Origin of the sequence: Streptomyces sp. NPDC001137 (assembly GCF_040298885.1) — a bacterium.
Lineage (GTDB): Bacteria > Actinomycetota > Actinomycetes > Streptomycetales > Streptomycetaceae > Streptomyces.
The window spans coordinates 513002-533219 of the sequence record NZ_JBEPBA010000002.1 but is presented as its reverse complement, the minus strand read 5'-3'; the positions used below and the strand labels follow the sequence as shown (position 1 = coordinate 533219).

The following is a 20218-nucleotide window of genomic DNA, read 5'->3' as shown; positions in this document are numbered from 1 at the left end:
CAGCCAGTGATCCCGGGCTTTCACAGCTACTGATTACGGGTTCCTTATCGCCCGCATCCGACAATCACAGCAAGGCATGGCATGCAGATGCCGCCTGCCGTGGCCGATGGGAGCGAGCCGTGATGCACGAGCCGGACCAGGAACCCACAGCCGGGGGCGAGCCGCCTGACGGGCGCTTCGGGACGCCCCCGGGCATGGAAGTGATGACCGGTCCGGGCGGCCCGGACCGTGAGGCGGGGCCTTGGCGGCGCCACTCCCGCCGGGCGCGCGCCGTGGCCGCGGCGGCGACGGTCGCCGTGCTGGCCCTCGGCGGCACGGTCGCCTACGCCGCCACCTCGGGCGGCTCCGGCCAGAGCGCCACGCCCTCCGCGTCCGGGTCCGCGTCTCCGTCCCCCGACCGCCCCGGCGGCCGGCACGGTGGCGGCCCCTGGTTCGGTTTCGGCTTCGGCGGCATGGGGGTGCACGGCGAGACGACGGTCAAGGACCAGGACACCGGCAAGTGGGTCGTACGGATCTGGCAGCGCGGCACCGTGGAGAAGGTCGCCGGCGACCAGGTCACGCTCAAGAGCGAGGACGGCGCCCAGTGGGCTTGGACCGTGAACTCCGACACCACCGTCTTCCGTGACGGTACGAAGGGTTCGGGCGCCGGCGACCTCAAGAAGGGCGAGACGGCCCTGCTGGCCGGCACCCGCTCCGACGACGGCACCCGGACCGCCACCCACGCGATCTCCGGCATCTTCGACCGCGAGGGCCCCGGCGACCGGCACGACGGGTTCCCGGGCCCCGGCAACAGGGACTGGCGCCATCACGGGCCGTCCCCGAGCCCTTCGGGCAGCGGCGCGACGACCTGAGGCACCGATAGCCTGCGTCGTCATGCGACGTCCTTGGATCCTGCCGGTTGTGCTGGTGTTCGGCGGCGCGGTCGTCGCAGCCGGGCTGCTCCTCAGAGGCAGCCCGGCCGCCGCCGTGGCCTTCCTGCTGGTGTTCGTGGCGTTCGCGGGGGTGAACTCGCCCCTGGTTTTCCCTCGGTCGATCGACTGGCCGGAGGCACAGCGCCGCAGCGCGGTCGACGGCCGACCGGTCGTCCTGTGGCGCTCCGGCTGCACGTACTGTCTGCGACTGCGCCTCCGACTGGGCCTGAGGGCCCGTCAGTTGCACTGGGTGGACATCTGGCGGGACCCGGCCGGCGCGGCGGCGGTGAGGGCGGCCAACGACGGCAACGAGACGGTGCCGACTGTCGTCGTGGCGGGTCGACCGCACGTCAACCCCGATCCGGCCTGGGTGCGCGAACAGCTCTCCCCTTCCGCGTGACCGGATGCGGCGCCCAACCCGCCAAGCGGCTCAGGGGCGGACGCCGATCACGACATGGGCGTACAGCTCCTCGGACGCGGCCACGCGTACCTTCAACCCGGCCGTGGTGAAGGCGTCGACGGCGGCCGCGGCCTGCCGTTCGCTCGTCTCGACCAGGAGGCAGCCGCCGCGGGCGAGCCAGCGGGGTGCTTCGGTGGCGACCCGGCGCAGGACGTCGAGTCCGTCCGCGCCGCCGTCGAGCGCGACCAGCGGTTCGTGGTCGCGGGCCTCCGCGGGCAGCAGCCCGACCTCGCCGGTGGGAACGTAGGGCACGTTGGCCGCGAGGATGTCGATACGGCCGCGCAGTTCCTCCGGCAGCGCCGCGAACAGGTCGCCCTCGTGGACCCGGCCGCCGGCGGCGCCGATGTTGCGGCGGGCGCAGCGCACCGCGGCCGGGTCGATGTCGGCGGCGTGCAGTTCGACCTGGCCGAGCGCGGTGGCCAGGGCCGCGCCGACGGCGCCCGAGCCGCAGCACAGGTCCACGACGACGGAGGCGTCGGGGGCCTGGGCGAGGGCCTGTTCGACGAGGAACTCGGTGCGGCGGCGGGGCACGAACACGCCGGGTTCCACGGCGATGCGCAGCCCCCGGAACCCGGCCCAGCCGAGGACGAGTTCGAGGGGCAGTCCGGACACCCGGCGGTCGACCAGAGCGGCCACTTCCTCCGGTGTGCGCGCGGCGGCCAGGATCAACTCCGCCTCGTCCTCGGCGAAGACACAGCCCGCAGCGCGCAGCGCGGCGACGACCGATTCACGGGCGGAGGACGACAGCGGGGAGGAAGGTGAAGGAGACAAGGGAGGCATGGAAGCCGAGAGCCTTTCGGTGAGTCGAAGGGCGCTCTCGCGGTCGCCTACTGCCGGCGGCCCGCGGCGACTCGAGGCGTGAGCACCCGACCTGACACTGCGGTAATGGGTCCCACCTCCTCGGTCTTCGGTGGCCGGGAGCTTCCACGGCCGGGCGCCCACACTACCGCAACGCGTCAGACGCCGACCGTCTCCTCGACCTCCTCCTCCGCTTCCTCCTCGGCCCTGTGTTGCTCAGCCGCGCGCACCGGCGCCGCGGCGGTCGCGGGCGTCTCGGCCCGGCCCCGCGCCCGCTCGTGGGCGGCGGCGATCGCCGTGACGGCGAGGCCCAGCAGCAGCCAGGCGATGAGCGTCCATACGTTGCGGGACAGGCCGTCGCTGTGGAAGTACAGGAGGCTGCGGGCGCCCTCGACGAATCCGGCGCCGTTCCAGAAGGCGTGCAGGGTGCCGAAGAAGCCGTTCTGCAGGTCGGGGCGGAACAGGCCGCCGGAGCTGGTGAAGTTGAGCATGACGAACAGCACCATCATGGCGAGGGTGGTCCAGCGCTTGAGGAAGGTGTGCAGGCCGACGCCGACGAAGAGGATGCCCGCGGAGTAGAGCCAGGCCATCGCCCACAGGCTCGCGAGGTCGTGGTGGGCGAGGTGGAAGACGGGCCCGGCGAGCAGTGCGCCGATACCGCTGACGACGGCGGAGACGCCGAGTGCCAGCAGGGCACGCAGCCGCATGGGCAGACCGGCGCCGGCGGCGCCGAGCGCGGCGACGGAGGCGTAGGAGCCGATGCTCAGCGCGATCAGCAGGAAGAACAGTCCCTGCCCGGTCGGGTCGTCGTCGACCGGCGCGGCCACGTCGGTGACCTTGAGCGGGACGCCCTGCCCGGCGGCGATGGGCGTGAAGACCTTCTCGACGGCCGTGGCGTCCATGTCGGAGGCGGCGCTGGCGACCACCAGTTCCGGCGTCTTCGCGCCGGGCACGTAGGCGCCCGTGATGGCACGGGAGTCGAGCAGGTCGACGGCCTCGGACCGAGTGGCGACGGTACGGACGTCGAGCCGGTCCCCCGCCTTGTCCTTGACGGTCTGCGCGAACACCTTCGCCTGCGGGCCGGAGCCGACGACGGCGACGGGCAGGTGGTGGGGCTCCGGGGTGACGAAGGCACCCATGTACGCGAGCCCCATGCCGATGCACATCAGCAGCGGGGTGATCAGGTGGGTGATCACATGGCGCAGGGCCGGCGACCTCATCGCTCACAACCTCCAGATGGTTGGCTTATACAACTCTCACTTCAAGTTGTACTATACAACTAAGCGAGGTGGGGTGGTATTCCGTGGTGAACGAGGGAGGCCCGGTGGAAGCAGACGAAGCCGTGGAGACGATCCAGCGCGAGATGACGGCCTTCGCCCGCCGCGCCCGTGCCTCGGCGGGCCGTATGCACCCCGAGCTGTCACTGGTCTCGTACACGCTGCTCGGCCATCTGGAGGAGAGCGGCGGCTGCCGCGCCACCGACCTGGCGGCGCACTACGCCCTGGACAAGTCCACGGTCAGCCGCCAGGTGGCCGCCCTGGAGCAGGCCCGGCTCATCGAGCGGCGCCTGGACCCGGACGACCACCGCGTCCAGGTCCTGCACCTGACCGAGGCCGGACGTCAGATCCTCGCCCAGGTCACCGACAGCCGCCGGGCGGCCTTCCGGGAGCGGCTTGCGGGCTGGCCGAAGGAGGATCTACGGCGGTTCGCGGACTACCTCGTGCGCTACAACGCATGGACGCCACCCGGCGGCGAGGGCTAGGAGGCCGCCAACTCCCGTCCGTCCGTGAGAGGTTCGTTAGCGCCGCTCCTGAGGTCCTGTCGCCGCGGTCGACGGCGGGGCAGCCTAGGCTCACCAAGATCACCGACAAGGAAGTCCGCACCCGGCTCAACCAGGTCCGCACCACCTGTCAGTGCTGCACGCGCGGCCTCGACGTCCGGCGCGATCAGCCCCGCTGCTGCGCCGCCAGCCAGTGCTACCACAAGCTGCTCTCCCCGCTGACACTCACCTACATCCACTCCGTCCTCAAGTCCGCCCTGGAGCACGCCGTCCGCGAGGAAGAGATCCCGCGCAACGTCGCCCGCAACGTCCACACCGGCACCCCACGACCCGCTGCTTCGAACCCCTCACCGTCGACGAAGCCCGCCATTTCCTCGCGGCCACGCGGGGACACCGGTTGCACGCGCTGTTCGAACTCACCCTCCACACCGGACTCCGCAAGGGCGAATTCCTCGGCCTGCGTTGGGAAGACCTCGACCTCGACGCGGGCACCGCCGCCATCCGCCGCACCCTTCAGCGCACCAGCGCAGGCGGGCTCACCACGCTAGCCACCAAGACCCGGGCCTCTGAACGCCGCATGGCTCTCCCCACCCGCTGCGTACAGTCGCTGAAGCTCCACCACGAACAGCAGCAGCGTGAGCGCGAGGCAGCAGGCACCACGTGGAAGCACGACGGGCACGTGTTCACCACAGCGCAGGGCCGACCGATCGACCCGACCAACCACACTCCTCCACAAGGCCAGCCTCCGCCGCATCCGCTGCAACGGCCTCAGGCACTCGACCGCCACCCTGCTCCTGGAACAGGGCGTCGAACTCGTCGTAATCAAGGAGCTCTCGGCCACGCCCACATCGGCGTCACCGCCACCGTCTACGCCCACGTCCGCCTCCGACTCCAGCGAGACGCCATCGACGCCCTCAGCACCGCGCTCAGAAGTGGTGGGATCACCGAGACGGCCAGCTTCGATGGCGACGAACCGCCGCCTTGCACCGTCCTCGTCCGCTGACGTTGCCGTCAACTACTGCCGTCACCCCACGCAGAAGCCCCGCCAGGACGCACCTGGCGGGGCTTCACATTTGCAGTTCTGAATCCATCAGGAATCTCGTCGGACGCCTGTTACTGAGCTTGCAAGCGGCGAACGTCCATCTGATCACCCCATCCGCGCTCCAGGCATGCGCGGACCAACTCGATCCGAACCGCCGTCAATGATCGAGCCATGTCGTCAGCGCTGACCGTCGCCTTCTTGTCTGCACCGTGGGCGTTAGCCGAAACATTCACGGCACCATCACCCAGACCGGTCAGATCGATCCAGAATGGACCGTCGAAGAACCTGACTCTCCTGCGTCTACCCTCAGCCTGTCGGACAAAAGAAACCGCGTCGATCAGTTCCACGAGGAATGCGACTGGCATGTCGTTCCAGTTCGATTCTGGAAAGTGGCACCCGGAGATAGCGATCCAGATGTCACCCCAGATAGAGCCCGATCTAGCGAGATCGAGAGATTCCACGTCACAGAACAGTTCGAACCCCACCAATCTCACCTCCAAACCGGGTAGGCGGTCTCAATCATGCGCGTTTCTTTGTTCACCCACATCTCGATATCAAGCCCATTTGCCGAGCCTCGCAGGAAGACTCGATCTCCCTGAGAACGCCCTGCGATCGAAGACGACCTGTATGCCTGGCGAATCGTGGACTCAATCTCGCCTGGAGACATGTAGTCCGGGAACTTCGTCTTGATTCCGCTCTGCTTGTACGTCTTGCCTGCAACGGTGTGCCGGTCAAGGACATGATCCATATCGATGTCCACTTTCCGCCGCCCGGGAAGGTTAACCGGCTTCACGCATGTGCTGTTGTGAACGAGTACCGGAGTCTCCCCCGCCAGCACATAGTACGTATGCAGATCGTCAACCGTCAGGTTGTACGTCCGTGCGTGCCTCGTGAAGGCGCGGTTCCCCGTGACGATGACGGTGCTCCCGTCGTCGGTGAGCAGCGTCATGCCGGGCTTGAGGGCACCGGCTTCGACCCAGTCATGCTCGGACGGGGACCAGAAGGGGTGTTCGTGCGTAGCTGTGAGCTTCTCTATGCCGTCCTTAGTGGCGATGGACAGTTCATTGAAGTACTTGTCACCCTCGGTGCGGATGAGCCGGGTCACCTTGCGGGACTTCGTCTTTCCGGTTTTCGGGTCGGTGGCTTTGACCCGGTCGCCGAGTTTGACGTCCTCGATGTCCTTGGTCGTGCCGTCCGCCATGAGGACGTCGGTGCCGGCGAGGAAGCACTTGCACGCGCTGAACGCCCCCTTGGCCCCGCGCCCCGAGAGGCCCTCCGGGCCACCACGGCCATTCCAACCGGCGAAGAAGATGCCGCCAGCCGTGACCTGCATGAAGCTCGACGTAGTGCCATTCGGGCAGGCCTTTCCGGCTCTGCACGCGTTCCACAGCCAGAGCTCCACCTGGGCCTGCTGGTCCAAGTTGCTCGGGTCGTCGAGGTACTGAGGTGTGTACCCGTTGGTGCTCATGGTGGTCAGCCAGAGCTGGTAGAAACGGTCGCGTACCTTCTGCCAGTTCTTGAAGTGGGCGGGGATGTAGACGCCGGGGAAGATCTGACGCTTTCCCGTGCCCGCCACCACGTGGTCGTAGGGGAGCGGCTGGTAAACCGGGCTCGACTTGGCCGGCTTGGTCACCTCGCCAGTTGTCGAGCCGCCCTTTCCTTCGCCGCCGCCGCAGAGGTCGACCGGGCACAGGCCGGTCGGGTCGCTCTGGCTGACTGGGCTGTTGTTGCTGTACGCATAGCCGTTCATCTGCAGCGGGTCCGCGATGTCGATGACCGGGTCCGCGGACAGGAAGTGGCCGGAACTCTGGTCGTATTCGCGGGCGCCGATGTGCGTCAGACCTGTGGCCGTGTCGTCGATGCCGCTGCCCAGGTAACCGCGTTTGTTGGGCCAGTTTGAAGGTTTGGCGCCGCGGACTTCTCCGTACGGTTTGAAGGCGCGGCGTGTGACAGTCTGGCCGGAGCCGATGTCCACCGAGGTGGCCGCGGTGCCGACGTGGTCGGTGAGCAGGACGCTGAGTTTGTGGCCCGTCGTCGAACCGTTGGTGGCAGTGCGGACGACGGTGGGTGCGCCGGCCTGGGCATAGGCACGCGACGCCCTCGTGATCGCGCCCGTCGCGTCCGTCGTCAGCTCGGTTTCGCCCAGGTAGAGGGTCGAGCCCGCAGGCGAGTTCTCCAGGATGCGGTTGCCGTCGGCGTCGTAGACGTAGGTCGTTCTCTTGCCGTCGTCCGTGATGGAGTCGAGCTTGTTCTCCGGCGTCCAGACCAGGTTCTGCGTGGTGTTGTAGAGGTCCCGGATCTGGGTGTTGCCCGCGGCGTCGTGGGTGTAGGCGCTCCCTTTGCCGGACGGGGTGGAACTGACGTCCGTCATCGTGTGGGGCTGTGTCTTGTACGCCGGGGTGGTACTCGTCGCGGCGACCGTCTTGCCGTAGCCGTAGGTGAACGTGACGTTCTTCGTCGCGTCCGCCGTGTCGTGCTCGGTCATCGTTGCCCGGTTGCCGAGCCAGTCGAAGGTGTACGACTGGCGGTAGGCCGTTGCGCCCGTGGAGACGGTGGACGTGTCCGGGGCGGCCGCAGCGAGGGTCGAGGTCAGGGAGTCGTCGGGGGTCGATGTGTCTGTCACCTCGTCCGGGGCATCGGCGACGGGGCCCGAGGAGGACGCATAGGTGGTGCGGTAGCCCCAGGCCGTGCCGTTCGCGGCCTTGCAGCCGGTGTCCTTGCCATCCGGCGTGATCTTCGACGTCCAGGCGTGCATCAGCTCGCCCATCACGTCGTAGGTGAAGCACTGGGTGTCCCAAGTATCGCCCGTCGCCTCGCTGAGCTGGCGGGCGTTGGAGGTGATCGTGCCGGACGTGTCGTAGGAGTAGTAGCTGTCCGTGATGCGGTGTGGGCCGTCCGTCTCGCGGTCCGCGACCGTGCGCTCGAGCCGGCCCGTGTGCGGGTCGACGAAGTTAGTCGTCCAGACGCGGTAGGGCTGGGGGCCGGAGACCGTGCGCAGTACCTCGCCGTACGGCGAATACGTCGCGTCGGCCGTGTACCAGGTCTGGCCCGAGGTCGACTCAGCAAGGCCATCTGTGTTGTAGCGGGTGACGACCTTTTCCCGGGCCAGTCCGCCCACGGCGGGCAGGGTGACCGACTGCGGCTTGCCCGTCGGTGTGTAGGTGTAGGAGTAGGCGTACGTACCGGAGAGACCCGCCGTCATCGAGTTGGCCGGGATGACCGTCTCGCTGCCGGTGACGTGGTACTCGGAGTCGTAACCGGTGACGTTGTCGATGTAATCGCCGTTGTCGGTGTGCCGTTTGGAGCTGGTTGGTTGGCCGATGCCACCGGGGGCTTTGTCGTAGGTGTACTCCCTGACGGGGGTGGCGGTGGCCGAGCCCTGTCGTACGGCCGTGACACGCCCGAGGAGGTCGTACTCCGTGAATGTCTCCTGCCCGCGCGCGTCCTTCACGTGGTTGGGACGGTCCGCGGCGTCGTACCAGGTGTCCGTGGTGCCCGTGTCGGGGTCGGTCGTGGTCTTCACCCGGCCGCGAGCGTCGTAGAGGTACGACCAGACGTTGCCTGCGGGATCGGTGACCTTGCTGCGGTTGCCGCGGGCGTCGTATTCGTAGGCAGTCGTGCGTCCCGCGGTCGCGCTGGAGGCGTCCTTGGTGAAGTGCTTGACCGAGGTGACACGGCCGAGGGCGTCGAAGTACGTCCGGGTCTTCGGGGCCGTCGAGCCCGGCGGGTCGACGGTCGTGCTGACGTCGTCGTACCAGGTGAACGTCGCGTACTTGTACCCGCCGTCGTTGTAGACCGACGCTCGCGCCTCGCGCTCCAGACCGTCGTAGCGGTACTGGGTCCAGCTCGGGATCAGTGACTTTGACCTGGGCTGGAAGAGCTCTGTGCTCGGCTCGTCCTTCGCGAGGTAGGCGCTGGTCTTCTGGGCCACCACACCGTGGTCGTTGTAGTCGGTGTCCACGATGATCCGGCCGGGGCCGTGGGCCTCGGTTTGCTTCTGGACCTCGCGCATCAAACCGTCGTAGAGGGTGACCTCGCGGGCATAGGAGCCGTCGTCCTTGAGGGAGTCGACGGTCACCGACGCTGGGCGGTTCTCGCTGGACGTGGCGATTGCCGGCTGGTAGTTGATCACGACGTTCGGCGATTTGCCGCTCGAGGAGCGCGACGGGGACCAGCCCTTCACCAGACGTCCGAGTGCGTCGTACTCGTTGCGCGTCACGCGGCCGTTGGGATCGGTGACGGACAGCGGAAGGCCGCGGCCCGGGTCGAACGTGGTCGTGGCGGCGTGGCCATTGGCGTCGAACTCCTTGGTCTCGGTGACCGGTCCGCCCGCCTCGGGGGTGTACTGCGTCTCGGTGGTTCCCTCGCCCGGCTTCGTGATGTAGCGGATCCGGCCGAGGTCGTCGTACTTCATGTCGGTGACGACGGAGTACGACGTGCCCGTCCCGTCGATCTCGGCCACCGATGTGACCGCCCCGTTCGTCGGCGTCGCGCCGTAGGAGAGTCCGTCATAGGTGTTCTGGACCGCCGACTTGAGCTTGGTGGCCGGGTCGGCGGTTGCGTAGGCGGCACAGGAGGTGCCCGTGGTGCGCTGCGTCTTCGGCAGGCCGATCAGCCAGGCCGTGGTGTTGTGCACATACGACGTCACGGTGCAGGTCTGGTCGGAGAGCACCTCGGAGGAGCCGCTCGGCTTGACTACGGCTGTCTCCACCTGGATGGGGAGGCCGTAGGTGTCGTCGACCTCGGTTTGCGTGCGGACGGCGCGCCAGCTCGTGCCGACCGTCTGGATCTCGTCCGTTCGCTTGATGCCTGTGCGGTGGGCGAGCAGCGGGTCGGCCGTGGTGCCGTCCTCGTTCTCACGGGTGCGGGACGCGGTCTGTTTCGACCACGGGTAGTTCAGTGTGCGCTTGAGGATCGTGCCGTCGGAGTCGACGTAGGTGATGGCCTCCGCGGTCATGCCGGCGTACTGCGGCGTGTCGTCCGACGCCAGCGTGCGCTCGCTCTTGGAGTCCTTGACCTCGCCGCCGATGCCCTGGAAATAGCGTGTGACGGATTGCGACTGTGCCTGGGGAACGCCCGGTTCGGAGCTGGACTCGCTGCCTTTGGTGACCTTGACCTGGCGGTATCCCCGCCAGTCGCTGTACGTCCGTAGCGAGGGGCGGGTGAACTCGTCGTCGCTCTTGGCCCATGCCGGGCCTGAGTACTCGTACTTGCTGACGACCGGCTTGCCGTGTGAGGTGACCTTGTCGATCTCGGTGACGGAATCGACGACGTACTTGTTGAACCACGCCTTCGCGGGGGTCCGGTCGTCGCCGTCAGGTGACCAACGCACCGGATAGCAGGTGCCGTTGTTCTTGCCCTTGTCCTCCGCGGGCTCGCTTGCGCAGCCGCCGGTGTACTCGACCTCGATGTCGCCGCCGTACTCCGTGGAGACCGTGCCGATACGGGGGCGGGTGAAGCCGGGCCGTTGTTCGCTCGTGCTTCGTGGTACCAGGTTGGGCAGCTGGCGGTCCTTCAGCCGGTCCTTCAGGGGCGAGGTGGAACCGATCTTGTATTGCGCGAAGCTGACGCCGTCCTGGGACTGGAGGGTGCCGGAGGTGTCACCGGGCCCGTAACCGGTCCGCGTGATCGAGTTGAGCCACAGGCCGGGCGCCGTGTCGTACCAGTCCTCGGGGAAGGACTGGTGGAGCGTGTACTTGTCGACCGGGCCCAGACCGCTCAGTCCGGCGCGAGCGGCCTTGGTCGTCACCGTGTCCAGCCGCAGCTGTGTCCAGAAGGACGGGAAGGGCGGGCACATCTTGGACGTGGACTTGCAGTTGAGGTTGCCCGGGGTGTCCCACCAGGGGCGGTAGGCGCCGGGGTCGTCGGTCTTGGCGAAGTTGGCCGCGTCGCAGGCCGACTCCGACTTCAGGCACCGCTGCTTGACGCCGAAGTCGACCGTCGCGGACGGCTTGGTCAGGCTGTCCGGGCGCATGCCGTACTCGATGGAGTCCGGGTAGGCGTAACGGTCGTACTGCTCGGGCGACTTGAACTTCTTGCGTACGGCGTAGTAGTTCGTCTCCTGCTTCCAGTTGACGATCATCGTGTTGCCGTGGACATCGACGATCTTGTCCAGGCCCCAGCGCCACGCCTGCTGCTTGCCGGAGCCGCAGCGCGAGTCCGCGAAGGCGTCGGCGTGGCAGGGTTCGCCCGGGTGGTTGCCGAAGACAGGCACGGTGGAGACCGAGTTGGTGTTGGCGTGACCGCCGCCGACGGCGTTCAGGCCGTAGTAGTACCGGGTGCCTTCGGTGGTCGTGACGACCCAGTACTCACCATTGTTGTCGTCGTTGCTGCCGCCGACCCGGTGCTCGACCCGGGTTCCGTCGTCCTGCTGGGGGCGGTAGATCTCGGTGTCCTTGTCCGGGTCGCTGCCGGAGGCGGCATCCCGGATCAGTTCGGTGGTCTTGCCGCCCAGCGACATCACGGCGTTGTACGACACCCAGCACTGGTCGGACGTCTTGTCCTTCTTGGCGGTGTTGTTGGGGGTGCCGGCCTTGAGTGTCTTGCGATCGTCCTGACAGGCACGGTAGCGGCGTTCGATGTGACCGGGATCGTAGTCCCAGCCCTCGCCGATCCATGAGGCCTGCGGTGAGGAGACGGCCGTACGGCCGTCCACGGTCTGCGAACTGTAGTTGAAAAAGATCTTGGGGGCGGGGCCGGCCGGGGAGTCCGGCACGGTCAGCGGGTAGGACCAGGTGAACGCGCCCGACGACCCTCCCGCCTCCCACTTGCCGTCCGAGGCGAGCGGGGTGGCCTTGAAGGTGCCCCCGCCGCCGTGGCCGGAGTCCATCGCGCCGACGACTGCCGTACTGCCGCCCGTGGTCACCGCGGGAGTCGCCGACGCACTCTTCTGGTAAGCCGCTTGGACGACACCGGAGTTCGTGCCGTGTGAGGACGGAGCCGAGGCGGCCGTCACGGTGTCGCCGCCTGCCGGGTCGACCGTGGCGGTGAGGGACGCCGACGCCGTGTCGTTCGTCGTCTCCAGTTCCTCGTAGGTCTGGCAGGCCTCGTCGTCCGGTGTGGTCAGGTAGCAGTCGGGGAACTGCACGAAGCGCAGGCGGGAGGCCCAGTCTGCGCCGTACAGGCTCTCGAACTTGGAGTAGTCCAGCTTGACGGAGACAGGGACCGAGCCGCCGGCGGGAGCCTGGACGACCAGAACGGCACCGTCCACACCCTGACTGACCGACGAGGTGCGGTCCGGGATGCTCACCTGCCAAGTGCCTGTGGGCGCCGACTGGTCGGGAGCCTGGCCCAGGCTGACGGGCAGTGCGCCGACCGGGCTGAGGGCGGACTGCTCGGCGTTGGCCGCGGCCGTTCGCGCCGAGGCCGTCGTGGTCGTACTCGAAGTGAAGGTGACCGAGCCGGCCAGGTTGGAAGGCGGGCTCGTCGTCCCGGTGGGTGCGGCGAGCAGGTCCTTGGGAACCATGGCTTTGAGCGTCTTCAGGTTCCGGCTGAACGCCTCGCCGGGCACCGGCAGTTCGCTCTCGAGTCCCTCGAGGTTCAGCGTCTCGCGCCCGGTTTCCTCCTTGGACGGATCCGGAGGTATCGCGAGCGCCTGCGTCGGCAGCAGCCCCACCAGCAACGCAACTGCCATGACGGGAACAGCTGTGCGTGCGAGCCGACGCTCACGCGCCTGCGAAGGTCGACCGAACACGGCGAGGCCCCCCGGCCACTTGAAGCGGGACCGGTGCCGGACCACGCGTGATGACTTGTCAGACCTGCAGATTCTGTGGTCGAACCGTGGAGAAACACCAGGTCGTTTGGGTTGATGTGAACATGGTCGCGACCAGGCCGACAAGCCGGGCGACTTCACCGGCGATGCCCTGCCCGACCTCATGGCGGTCACTGAGGCGGGCAACCTCGCCCTGTACCCGTCGCAGGCGAACGAGGACGATCTGAGCAAGGGCACGGGTGACCTGGACTACTCCATGGCAGGCGCCTACCGCGCCAACCCTGACAAGGACCCGAACGGCGACGACCTGCCCCCGTACGTGGCGCCTCCGGACGGCCACTTCAAGGGCGCCCTGATCACCCACAACGGTGACATCTACGGCGGCGACGGGCTGCAGGACCTTGTCGTACGCGTCGAGGGGAAACTCTGGGTCTACCCCGGCGACGGCTACGGGGCCGTGGACATCGACCGGCGTCGGGAGATCCTCCTGCCCGCCGGGGCTCCGAGCCCAGCCTCCTTCACGCAGATCGTGGCAGCGGGCGACGTCACCGGCGACGGTCGTACCGACTTCTTCGCCACGGTCAAGAACAGTGCGAAGACGGACGACGAGCTGTGGGCCTTCACCGGCTACCACGGCGCGACCGTGGACCAGGCGATCCGTCTGTCCGCCTCCGCCTGGAACGACCGTGACATCGTCCTCGCCCAGGACGTCTCGGGCGACGGCGTCACCGACATCGTCTACCGCTCGGACGCCTCCGGCCGGCTGCTGCTACGCAAGGGCATCGCCGCGAGCGCGGGCGGGGTCGACATCAACTCCCTTGCCTCTGCGGCCAATTCATCTGGGGGGATCGACGCGGTGTACGGCTCCGCCGGCTGGTACAGCAGCGACAAGCCGTTCCTGTTCGGCACACCCGACGTCAACAAGGACGGCGTACCCGACATCTGGTCCGTGCGCCCTGACGGCTCGGTCTACTTCCACGCCGGCGGCAAGCCCTCGGTCACCGATTCCGGGACCAAGGTCGTGGACGCCAACAACTACTGGCAGAAGCGCATCGCCATCGGCTGACCGGACTGACTCAGGATCATGACCGACGAAAAGTCGAACTCGTAGCCTGCTTTTGCAGCATCGGCACGACCCTGTCCAGCGCCTGGACCGTGTGGTGACGGTCGCCGCCCGAGTCGTGCATCGGGACGACGGTGCCCTTGCCGCCGTGCGGGGTGGCGTTGGGGATGATCGTGTCGACGCCCGGCTTCTGCCAGTCCTCGCTGTCGGTGTCGTTCCCGACGGTGATGTAGCCGCGGGCGCCGATGTACTCCGTCACCGGGCAGGACTTGTTGTCCATGGCGTCGGCGGAGGAGGAATACGGCGGGGGGAAGAGCGAGGTGCGGATGCCCGCCGCGCCGGTGAGCGTGAGCTGGTCCGGGACAGCTCCCAGTCGATGCGCTTCTTGGACTGGAAGGAGAGGTGTCGGGGGTGCCCAGCAGGGCGACCGCCAGGGAGACGCGGCTGCGCTGGCCTGGGTGGTTGAAGGTGTGCAGGCCCACCTCGTGGCCGTCGTCCACCATGCGCTTGACCAGATCCGGGTAGCGGGAGGTCATCGTGCCGGTGACGAAGCATCGCGTGAGCGTGGTGGTGTTTCTCCAGCATGTCCAGGACCCGGGGGGCCCAGGTCGGGTCGGGGCCGCCGTCGAAGGTGAGAACCAGGCGGTGGTCGGGCACCTCCAGACTGCCTGGGCGGCGTCGGGTTCGTCGAGGTCGGCGCGAGCGGATTGTCCACGCCGGGGCTCGGTTTCGTCGTCGACCTGGTCTGCGTCGGGTCGGGGGTGGTGGATGCGCCCGGTCAGGCGGAGCCGGCGGACCTGCTGGGAGCGGTTCCACTCGCGCCCGGCGAGGGCGTCGTAGCGGCAGCGGCCGTCGGCGTCGCCCCGGACGGGATGCTGCCGGTGCCGGAGGGCTGCGCCGATTCCGCGGGCAGCGAGGTGGGCTCGGTCTGACCGGCTGGCTTCTCGTCCCTCTGGCCCGGCACGGGCAGCCACGGTGCGTCCGCACTGCCGGGCCGGGCCGCCAGGAACGCGGTGGTACGGCGCAGCCGGAAGCCGAGGGACTCGTAGAGGCGGATGGCGTTGGTGTTGCCCGCCCCGGTGTGCAGGAACGGCGTCTCGCCGCGCTCGCGGATGCCGTGGGCCACCGCGAGGATCAGCCGGGTCGCGAGGCCCTCGCCGCGGAAGGCGGGGTCGGTGCACACGGCGCTGATCTCGGTCCAGCCCGGCGGGTGCAGCCGCTCCCCCGCCATCGCTATCAGGGCGCCGTCCCGGCGTATACCGAGGTAGGTGCCGAGCTCGACGGTGCGGGGCAGGAAGGGGCCCGGCCTGGTGCGCTCGACCAGGTCGAGCATCTCGGGCACGTCGGCGGCGCCGAGACGGACGGCCTCGGGGTCCGGTGCGGCGGCGATACCGTCGTCGACGAGTTGCACGCCGTCCACATGGAAGGTGATGTCCCAGCCCGCGGGGAGCTCGCCGCAGTAGCCGGCGAGCGGCACCTCCGCCCCGGGGCCCGCGAGCGCCGCGAGGTCGGCCCAGTCGTCGGGGCCGGGATCGTCGGGCAGCGCAAGCCACGGCGACACGTCGGCCGGGTAGCGCAGCACCCGGCCGCGCCGCTCGGCGAAGTGCGCGTGCGGACCGGTCAGCGAGGCGAGGGCGGGGTTGTCCAGAACGTGGCTCACTTGGCGACCTCGATCACGATCTTGCCACGGGCGTGGCCCTCTTCCACGGCGCGCAGCGCCTCGCCGGCCCGCTCCAGCGGGAAGGTCTGCGTCACGTGCGGGTCCAGGTCGCCGCGCACCACGAGGTCGGCCGCCGCCGCGAGCCGCTCCGAGGTGCGCACCCGCGCGACGCGGGCACCGCCCAGCTTCTCCACGACCTCGGGCGGGGCCCCGGCCGTGATCAGCCTGGTCCGGTCGGTGAGCAGCGTCGCCGCCTCCTCCAGGACGTCGCCGCCCACCAGGTCGTACACGCCGTCGACACCGCCCGGAACGCGCCCGGTCCAGCCCGGGCCGGAGGCCACGTGCTCGGCCCCGAGCGATGCGACGAAGTCCTTCTTGGCCTCGCTCGCGAGCCCCACGACCCGCAGGCCGAGCGCGCGGGCGATCTGCACCGCCGCTACACCGACCCCGCCGCCCGCGCCGGTCACCAGGAGGGTCGCGCCCGCCGGCAGGTCGAGCTGGCGGATTCCGTCGTACGCCGTCACGGCCGCGACGGGCAGGGTGGCGGCGTCGGCGAAGGACAGCGCGTCGGGCTTGGGCGCGATCAGGTCGACCGAGAGCAGCGCGTACTCGGAGTATCCGCCGACGACGGGCCGACCGAAGACCGCGTCCCCGACGGCGAACCCCTCGACTCCCTCGCCGACCTCCTCCACGACGCCGGAGACCTCGTTGCCGAAGTAGGCGGGGAAGTCGCGCTCGCCGCTCTCGCCGGGGCGGCGGTAACCGGTGCGCTGCTTCCAGTCGACGGGGTTCACCCCCGCGGCGCGCACCGCGACGAGCACCTGACCGGGGCCAGGGCTCGGCCGGTCCACGTCGACGAGGGCCTCGGCCTCCGGTCCGCCGTAGCGCGTGAAGACGTACGCTTTGGGCATCTGCTCCCACTCTCCTTCGCTGCCGCCTGGTCACCGGTTGTACGGGGCACCGGTTCCGGCACCAGTCGGCAAGGAGGAGCCGAGGTCGGCTATTCCCGGGCCGCCGGAGTCTTCATACGGCCTTAATGATCGAGGCCCGGCCCGGGGCCGGAGCACCCCTCACGAACCCGTACGGTTGGATGCGTAAGCAATCACTTCCGTCCCGCTGGATCCGCATGAACGTCACCCGAGGCTTCGCCGGGCGCGCCCGCGTCGACAATCCGGGCCTGCCGCCCGGTCAGTACGACGCGGGCGACGACTGGCCCGTCCTGTCCGCCGAGGTCACCCCCGAACTGGCGCCCGCCGACTGGACCTTCCGCGTCGACGGCCTGGTGGAACGGCCGCACACCTGGGACTGGGAGCAGGCGCACGCGCTGCCGGAGTCGGCGTACGAGGGCGACATCCACTGCGTGACGAGCTGGTCGAAGTTCGGGGTGCGGTTCGCGGGTGTGTCCCTGGACGCCTTCCTCGACGAGGTGCGCCCCCATACGTCGGCCACCCATGCCGTCGCCTACTCGCACACCGGCTACACCACCAACCTCCCCCTCGGTGACCTGACCGGCGGGCGGGCCTGGATCGCCTGGGAGTACGACGGGCAGCCCCTTGCCCCCGAGCACGGCGGGCCCGCCCGGCTGCTGGTGCCGCACCTGTACTTCTGGAAGAGCGCCAAGTGGATCGCGGGCCTGACGCTCCTCGACCACGACGAGCCGGGGTTCTGGGAGCAGAACGGCTACCACGCGCGCGGCAACCCCTGGCAGGAGCAGCGGTACTCCGGTGACTGAGCAACTGACGCAACCGTCCCCTTCCGCCGGGTTCACTCCCCCGACCCGCTTCGCCGTGCCCGGCCGGATCGCCGTGAGCATCCGGGCGGCCTCGGTGTGGCAGACCGCCACGCTCACCGAGATCCGCCGCGAGACCCCGCACGCGGCCACCTTCCGGTTCGCGGTGCCCGACTGGGAGGGGCATCTGCCCGGCCAGCACCTGATGCTGCGGCTGACCGCACCGGACGGCTATGTGGCCCAGCGCCACTATTCGCTCGCGTCCGCGCCCGACGACCCGGGGCACATCGAGCTGACCCTGGACCATGTGGAGGGCGGCGAGGTCTCGGGCTGGTTCCACACCGTGGCCGAGCCCGGTGACCAGGTCGAGGTCCGCGGCCCGCTGAGCGGCTTCTTCGCCTGGCCGGGCGACCGGCCCGCGCTGCTGCTCGGGGCGGGCTCCGGGGTCGTACCCCTGATGTCGATGGTGCGGCACCACCGGGCGCGCGGGCTGGAGGTGCCGCTGCGGCTGCTGGTGTCCGCGCGCACTCCCGAAGACCTCATCTACGCCCGGGAGTTCGGCGCCGAGACGACACCCGTGTTCACGCGCCGCGCACCGGCGGGTACGCCCGTGGGCCGTCTGGCCGCCGCACATGTGGCACCGCTCCTGGCCGAGCAACCCCCAGGCGGGTGGGAGGCCTATGTGTGCGGCTCGAACGCCTTCGCCGAGCATGCCTCACGGCTGCTCGTCGAGGCGGGCCAGCCCGTGGACCGGATCCGCATCGAACGCTTCGGCTGACACTCCCGATGGCGGGGCCCGGCAGATTGAGCGATCTCCCCTGCGCTGGGTACCTGATTCTCCTGGGCACTCGCGCATATACGCGGTGGGGAGGGACAATACGAACCAAAGACCATACGGCCCCTCCGGCTCCGGCGACGGCGAGGAGGTCGACATGCGAACCCGGGTGCACGGCTGGCGCTGGCGGCGCAATCCGCTGCGGCGCCGGTCGGACGTGGTCGAGGCGTGGACGGCGCTGGTCGTCGCCGTCCTGTTGCTCGTGGGCGCGCCACTGGCGGGAGCGCTCGCGGGCTGGTGGGCCCATGACGAGGCGCGGGCCGTGGCGTCGGCGCAGCGCGCCGAACGCCACCGGGTGCGGGCCGAGGTCGTCGGCAGGACGCCCGAGCGGCTGCCGTCGGTACAGGGCAGCCGGGACAACTCGTACCGCGTGGATGTGCGCTGGACGGACGCGACCGGCACACACACCGCGAACGCTCGTGTCCCGGCGGGCACCAAACACGGCGACACGGTCGACGTGTGGTTCGACGGCGCAGGCAGGGCCGCTCCCCCGCCGCCGGGCGAGACCCAGGTCTGGCAGCACACCGTGACCATCGGCATCTGCGCCGCGGGCGGCGCGGTCGCCGCGGTCCTGGTGGCCCACACGGTCGTACGGCGGGTGTCCACCAGGCACCGGCTGGACGAATGGGAGCGGGAGTGGGCACGGACGGAGCCCGAGTGGACGCGGCGCCGGGCGTGACCCGCTCGCGGACCTGCCCCGGCGCGATGACCGCAGGCAGGCCGCACAGCGTCCGGTCGTTGGTCAGGCGCGGCAGCGCGGCATCTCGAGTGGCGTGTTGGCGGTGAAGTCCGCCCAGACGTCGGCACCGACCGCTGGACACTCGCGTTGCCTTCTCCCCTGTGCCTGGCCATGCCCTTGGGCTCCGGGCCCCGCGCCCCGGGCACACCGCAGCCACCGACGGGCAGTCTCGCGGCTCGCCGGCTGACCGCCGTACTGACAGAAGCCACGAAGATCCGGCCCCGCCCCGGCCTCATGTACAAGCCGGCCTCAGGGACGCGACGCGCTCAGGCGGGCTGCCACAACTCGATCCGGTTGCCTTCGGGATCAGTGACCCAGCCGAATCGGCCGACACCTTCCATGTCCTGTGTCTCTTCGGCCACGTCCGCTCCCTTGGCTCGCAGTTGCGCGAGCATCGCATCCAGGTCGCGGACCCGGAAGTTGAGCATGGTCTGCTGGGAGGGGGACCCGAAGTAATCGCTCTCGGACTCGAACGCCGCGAACACCGTCGGCCCGGCTTCCGGGCGCCACAGACCGTTCTCGTCGGCGTCCAGGCCCAGGCAGTCGCGGTACCAGGCGCTCAGGGCCGCCGGATCGGCGGCGCGCAGGAAGTAACCACCGATTCCAAGCACACGTTCCATGCCGCCATCCTGCCAGGAAGGCGATCGGCCGAACCGGTACCACGCCTGCTTCGCCGCCGGTGCTTGGCCGCAGCGGATGCGCTTGAAGCAGCCGGGGTCTTCAGTCCAGTGCGTCGAGGGCGGCGAGGATGTCGGCGGGTTCGGCGCGGGTGGTGTAGTCGGTGTCGACGAACGCCCAGCGGATGGTGCCTTCGCGGTCGATGACGTAGGTGGCGGGCAGCGGGAGGGTGCGCGGGTGGCCGTCGTTGACGCGCTGGAGGTCGAAGCCGAGCTTGTCGTAGACGGCGGCCAGGTCGTCGGGGAGGTCGAAGGCGAGGCCGTACTGCTTGGCGGTGTCGGAGCCGACGTCGCTGAGGACGTCGAAGGTGAGGGCGTGCTTCTCCGTCAGGGTGAGGGACCCGTCGGGGATTTGCGGGGAGACGGCCACCAGGCGGGCGCCGCGGGCGGTGATGGCCTCGTGGTGGCGCTGGAGTGAGCGCAGGGCGATGTTGCAGTACGGGCACCAGGCGCCGCGGTAGAAGGTCAGCACGACCGGGCCGTCGGTCAGCAGACTCTCGAGGCTCACGGTCTGTCCGGTCGCGGTGGGGAGGGTGAAGCGTGGGGCCTGGGCGCCGACGGTCAGGGCGTGGTCGGCCTGGCCGGAGTCGGCGAGTTCCTGGCCCGCCCGGCGCATGATCTCCCGTATTTCGGCCGGGATCTGCTGCTGACGCGCTTCGTAGAAGGTGCGCAGTTCGGCGTTCAGGGTGGTCATGGTGCTCGTTCCTCCTGGTCGGCGACTGGAGCGGGACCGGTCAATCTTGAAATGACCGTTCCAAGATAAGGGTGTGCGTGGTCCCGCGCCAGCCCGGCCGCGGCACTCATCGGCCATAG

General features: G+C 69.3%; 13 protein-coding genes and 4 pseudogenes. 8 read left to right on the top strand and 9 right to left on the bottom strand.

Annotated features, from left to right (window positions below):
- Positions 1 to 194 precede the first annotated feature (194 nt).
- Together ABT254_RS05400 and ABT254_RS05395 are read left to right on the top strand one after the other, a co-directional pair.
- On the top strand, positions 195 to 851 hold the full coding sequence (locus ABT254_RS05400) for a hypothetical protein (RefSeq protein WP_351463801.1): 657 nt from the start codon (positions 195 to 197) through the stop codon (positions 849 to 851).
- A gap of 22 nt (positions 852 to 873) precedes the next feature.
- Positions 874 to 1311 carry a glutaredoxin domain-containing protein gene (locus tag ABT254_RS05395; protein ID WP_351463798.1) on the top strand — a complete coding sequence of 146 codons (438 nt, stop codon included), beginning with the start codon at positions 874 to 876 and terminating at the stop codon, positions 1309 to 1311.
- Positions 1312 to 1341: 30 nt separating this feature from the next.
- On the opposite strand, the gene ABT254_RS05390 is transcribed toward ABT254_RS05395, so the two are convergent.
- Both ABT254_RS05390 and ABT254_RS05385 read right to left on the bottom strand, forming a co-directional pair.
- On the bottom strand, positions 1342 to 2151 hold the full coding sequence (locus tag ABT254_RS05390; protein ID WP_351463796.1) for a putative protein N(5)-glutamine methyltransferase: 810 nt from the start codon (positions 2149 to 2151) through the stop codon (positions 1342 to 1344).
- 176 nt (positions 2152 to 2327) lie between these two features.
- Complete coding sequence (locus tag ABT254_RS05385; RefSeq protein WP_351463793.1) at positions 2328 to 3389, bottom strand: ABC-2 transporter permease; 1062 nt, start codon at positions 3387 to 3389, stop codon at positions 2328 to 2330.
- Between the two features lie 143 nt (positions 3390 to 3532).
- Here ABT254_RS05385 and ABT254_RS05380 point away from each other — a divergent pair, with 143 nt between their 5' ends.
- Together ABT254_RS05380 and ABT254_RS05375 are read left to right on the top strand one after the other, a co-directional pair.
- Positions 3533 to 3931, top strand: a complete 399-nt coding sequence (locus ABT254_RS05380) for a MarR family winged helix-turn-helix transcriptional regulator (RefSeq protein WP_450749289.1) — start codon at positions 3533 to 3535, stop codon at positions 3929 to 3931.
- A 77-nt stretch (positions 3932 to 4008) separates the two neighbouring features.
- A pseudogene (locus ABT254_RS05375) lies at positions 4009 to 4952 on the top strand (tyrosine-type recombinase/integrase); the annotation flags it as partial.
- 110 nt (positions 4953 to 5062) lie between these two features.
- On the opposite strand, the gene ABT254_RS05370 reads toward ABT254_RS05375, so the two are convergent.
- Positions 5063 to 5476 carry a hypothetical protein gene (locus tag ABT254_RS05370; protein ID WP_351463788.1) on the bottom strand — a complete coding sequence of 138 codons (414 nt, stop codon included), beginning with the start codon at positions 5474 to 5476 and terminating at the stop codon, positions 5063 to 5065.
- Between the two features lie 5 nt (positions 5477 to 5481).
- Positions 5482 to 12624 carry a polymorphic toxin-type HINT domain-containing protein gene (locus ABT254_RS05365; RefSeq protein WP_351463786.1) on the bottom strand — a complete coding sequence of 2381 codons (7143 nt, stop codon included), beginning with the start codon at positions 12622 to 12624 and terminating at the stop codon, positions 5482 to 5484.
- A gap of 187 nt (positions 12625 to 12811) precedes the next feature.
- On the opposite strand from ABT254_RS05365, the pseudogene ABT254_RS05360 reads away from it, so the two are divergent.
- Positions 12812 to 13768 (top strand): annotated as a pseudogene (locus ABT254_RS05360) (FG-GAP-like repeat-containing protein); the annotation flags it as partial.
- Positions 13769 to 13800: 32 nt separating this feature from the next.
- On the opposite strand, the pseudogene ABT254_RS05355 reads toward ABT254_RS05360, so the two are convergent.
- The 3 genes and pseudogenes from ABT254_RS05355 to ABT254_RS05345 all read right to left on the bottom strand — a co-directional run.
- Positions 13801 to 14611, bottom strand: a pseudogene (locus ABT254_RS05355) (polysaccharide deacetylase family protein); the annotation flags it as partial.
- Positions 14612 to 14759: 148 nt separating this feature from the next.
- Positions 14760 to 15425 (bottom strand): annotated as a pseudogene (locus tag ABT254_RS05350) (GNAT family N-acetyltransferase); the annotation flags it as partial.
- Entirely contained in the window at positions 15422 to 16336 is a 915-nt protein-coding gene (locus ABT254_RS05345) for an NADP-dependent oxidoreductase (protein ID WP_351463783.1), read from the bottom strand. The pseudogene ABT254_RS05350 and the gene ABT254_RS05345, both read right to left, overlap by 4 nt.
- 215 nt (positions 16337 to 16551) lie before the next feature.
- Here ABT254_RS05345 and ABT254_RS05340 point away from each other — a divergent pair, with 215 nt between their 5' ends.
- The 3 genes from ABT254_RS05340 to ABT254_RS05330 all read left to right on the top strand — a co-directional run bounded on the left by ABT254_RS05340 (position 16552) and on the right by ABT254_RS05330 (position 18668).
- Entirely contained in the window at positions 16552 to 17157 is a 606-nt protein-coding gene (locus tag ABT254_RS05340; RefSeq protein ID WP_351463780.1) for a sulfite oxidase-like oxidoreductase, read from the top strand.
- A complete protein-coding gene (locus ABT254_RS05335) occupies positions 17150 to 17932 on the top strand; it encodes a ferredoxin reductase (protein ID WP_351463777.1) in 783 nt (260 codons plus the stop codon). The genes ABT254_RS05340 and ABT254_RS05335 overlap by 8 nt, the downstream gene beginning before the upstream one ends.
- Positions 17933 to 18086: 154 nt before the next feature.
- Complete coding sequence (locus tag ABT254_RS05330; protein ID WP_351463774.1) at positions 18087 to 18668, top strand: Rv1733c family protein; 582 nt, start codon at positions 18087 to 18089, stop codon at positions 18666 to 18668.
- A 326-nt stretch (positions 18669 to 18994) separates the two neighbouring features.
- On the opposite strand, the gene ABT254_RS05325 is transcribed toward ABT254_RS05330, so the two are convergent.
- Positions 18995 to 19348: a VOC family protein gene (locus ABT254_RS05325; RefSeq protein ID WP_351463771.1), complete on the bottom strand. Its 354-nt coding sequence runs from the start codon at positions 19346 to 19348 to the stop codon at positions 18995 to 18997.
- A gap of 100 nt (positions 19349 to 19448) precedes the next feature.
- Positions 19449 to 20099, bottom strand: a complete 651-nt coding sequence (locus ABT254_RS05320; RefSeq protein ID WP_351463768.1) for a peroxiredoxin-like family protein — start codon at positions 20097 to 20099, stop codon at positions 19449 to 19451.
- Positions 20100 to 20218: the final 119 nt, after the last annotated feature.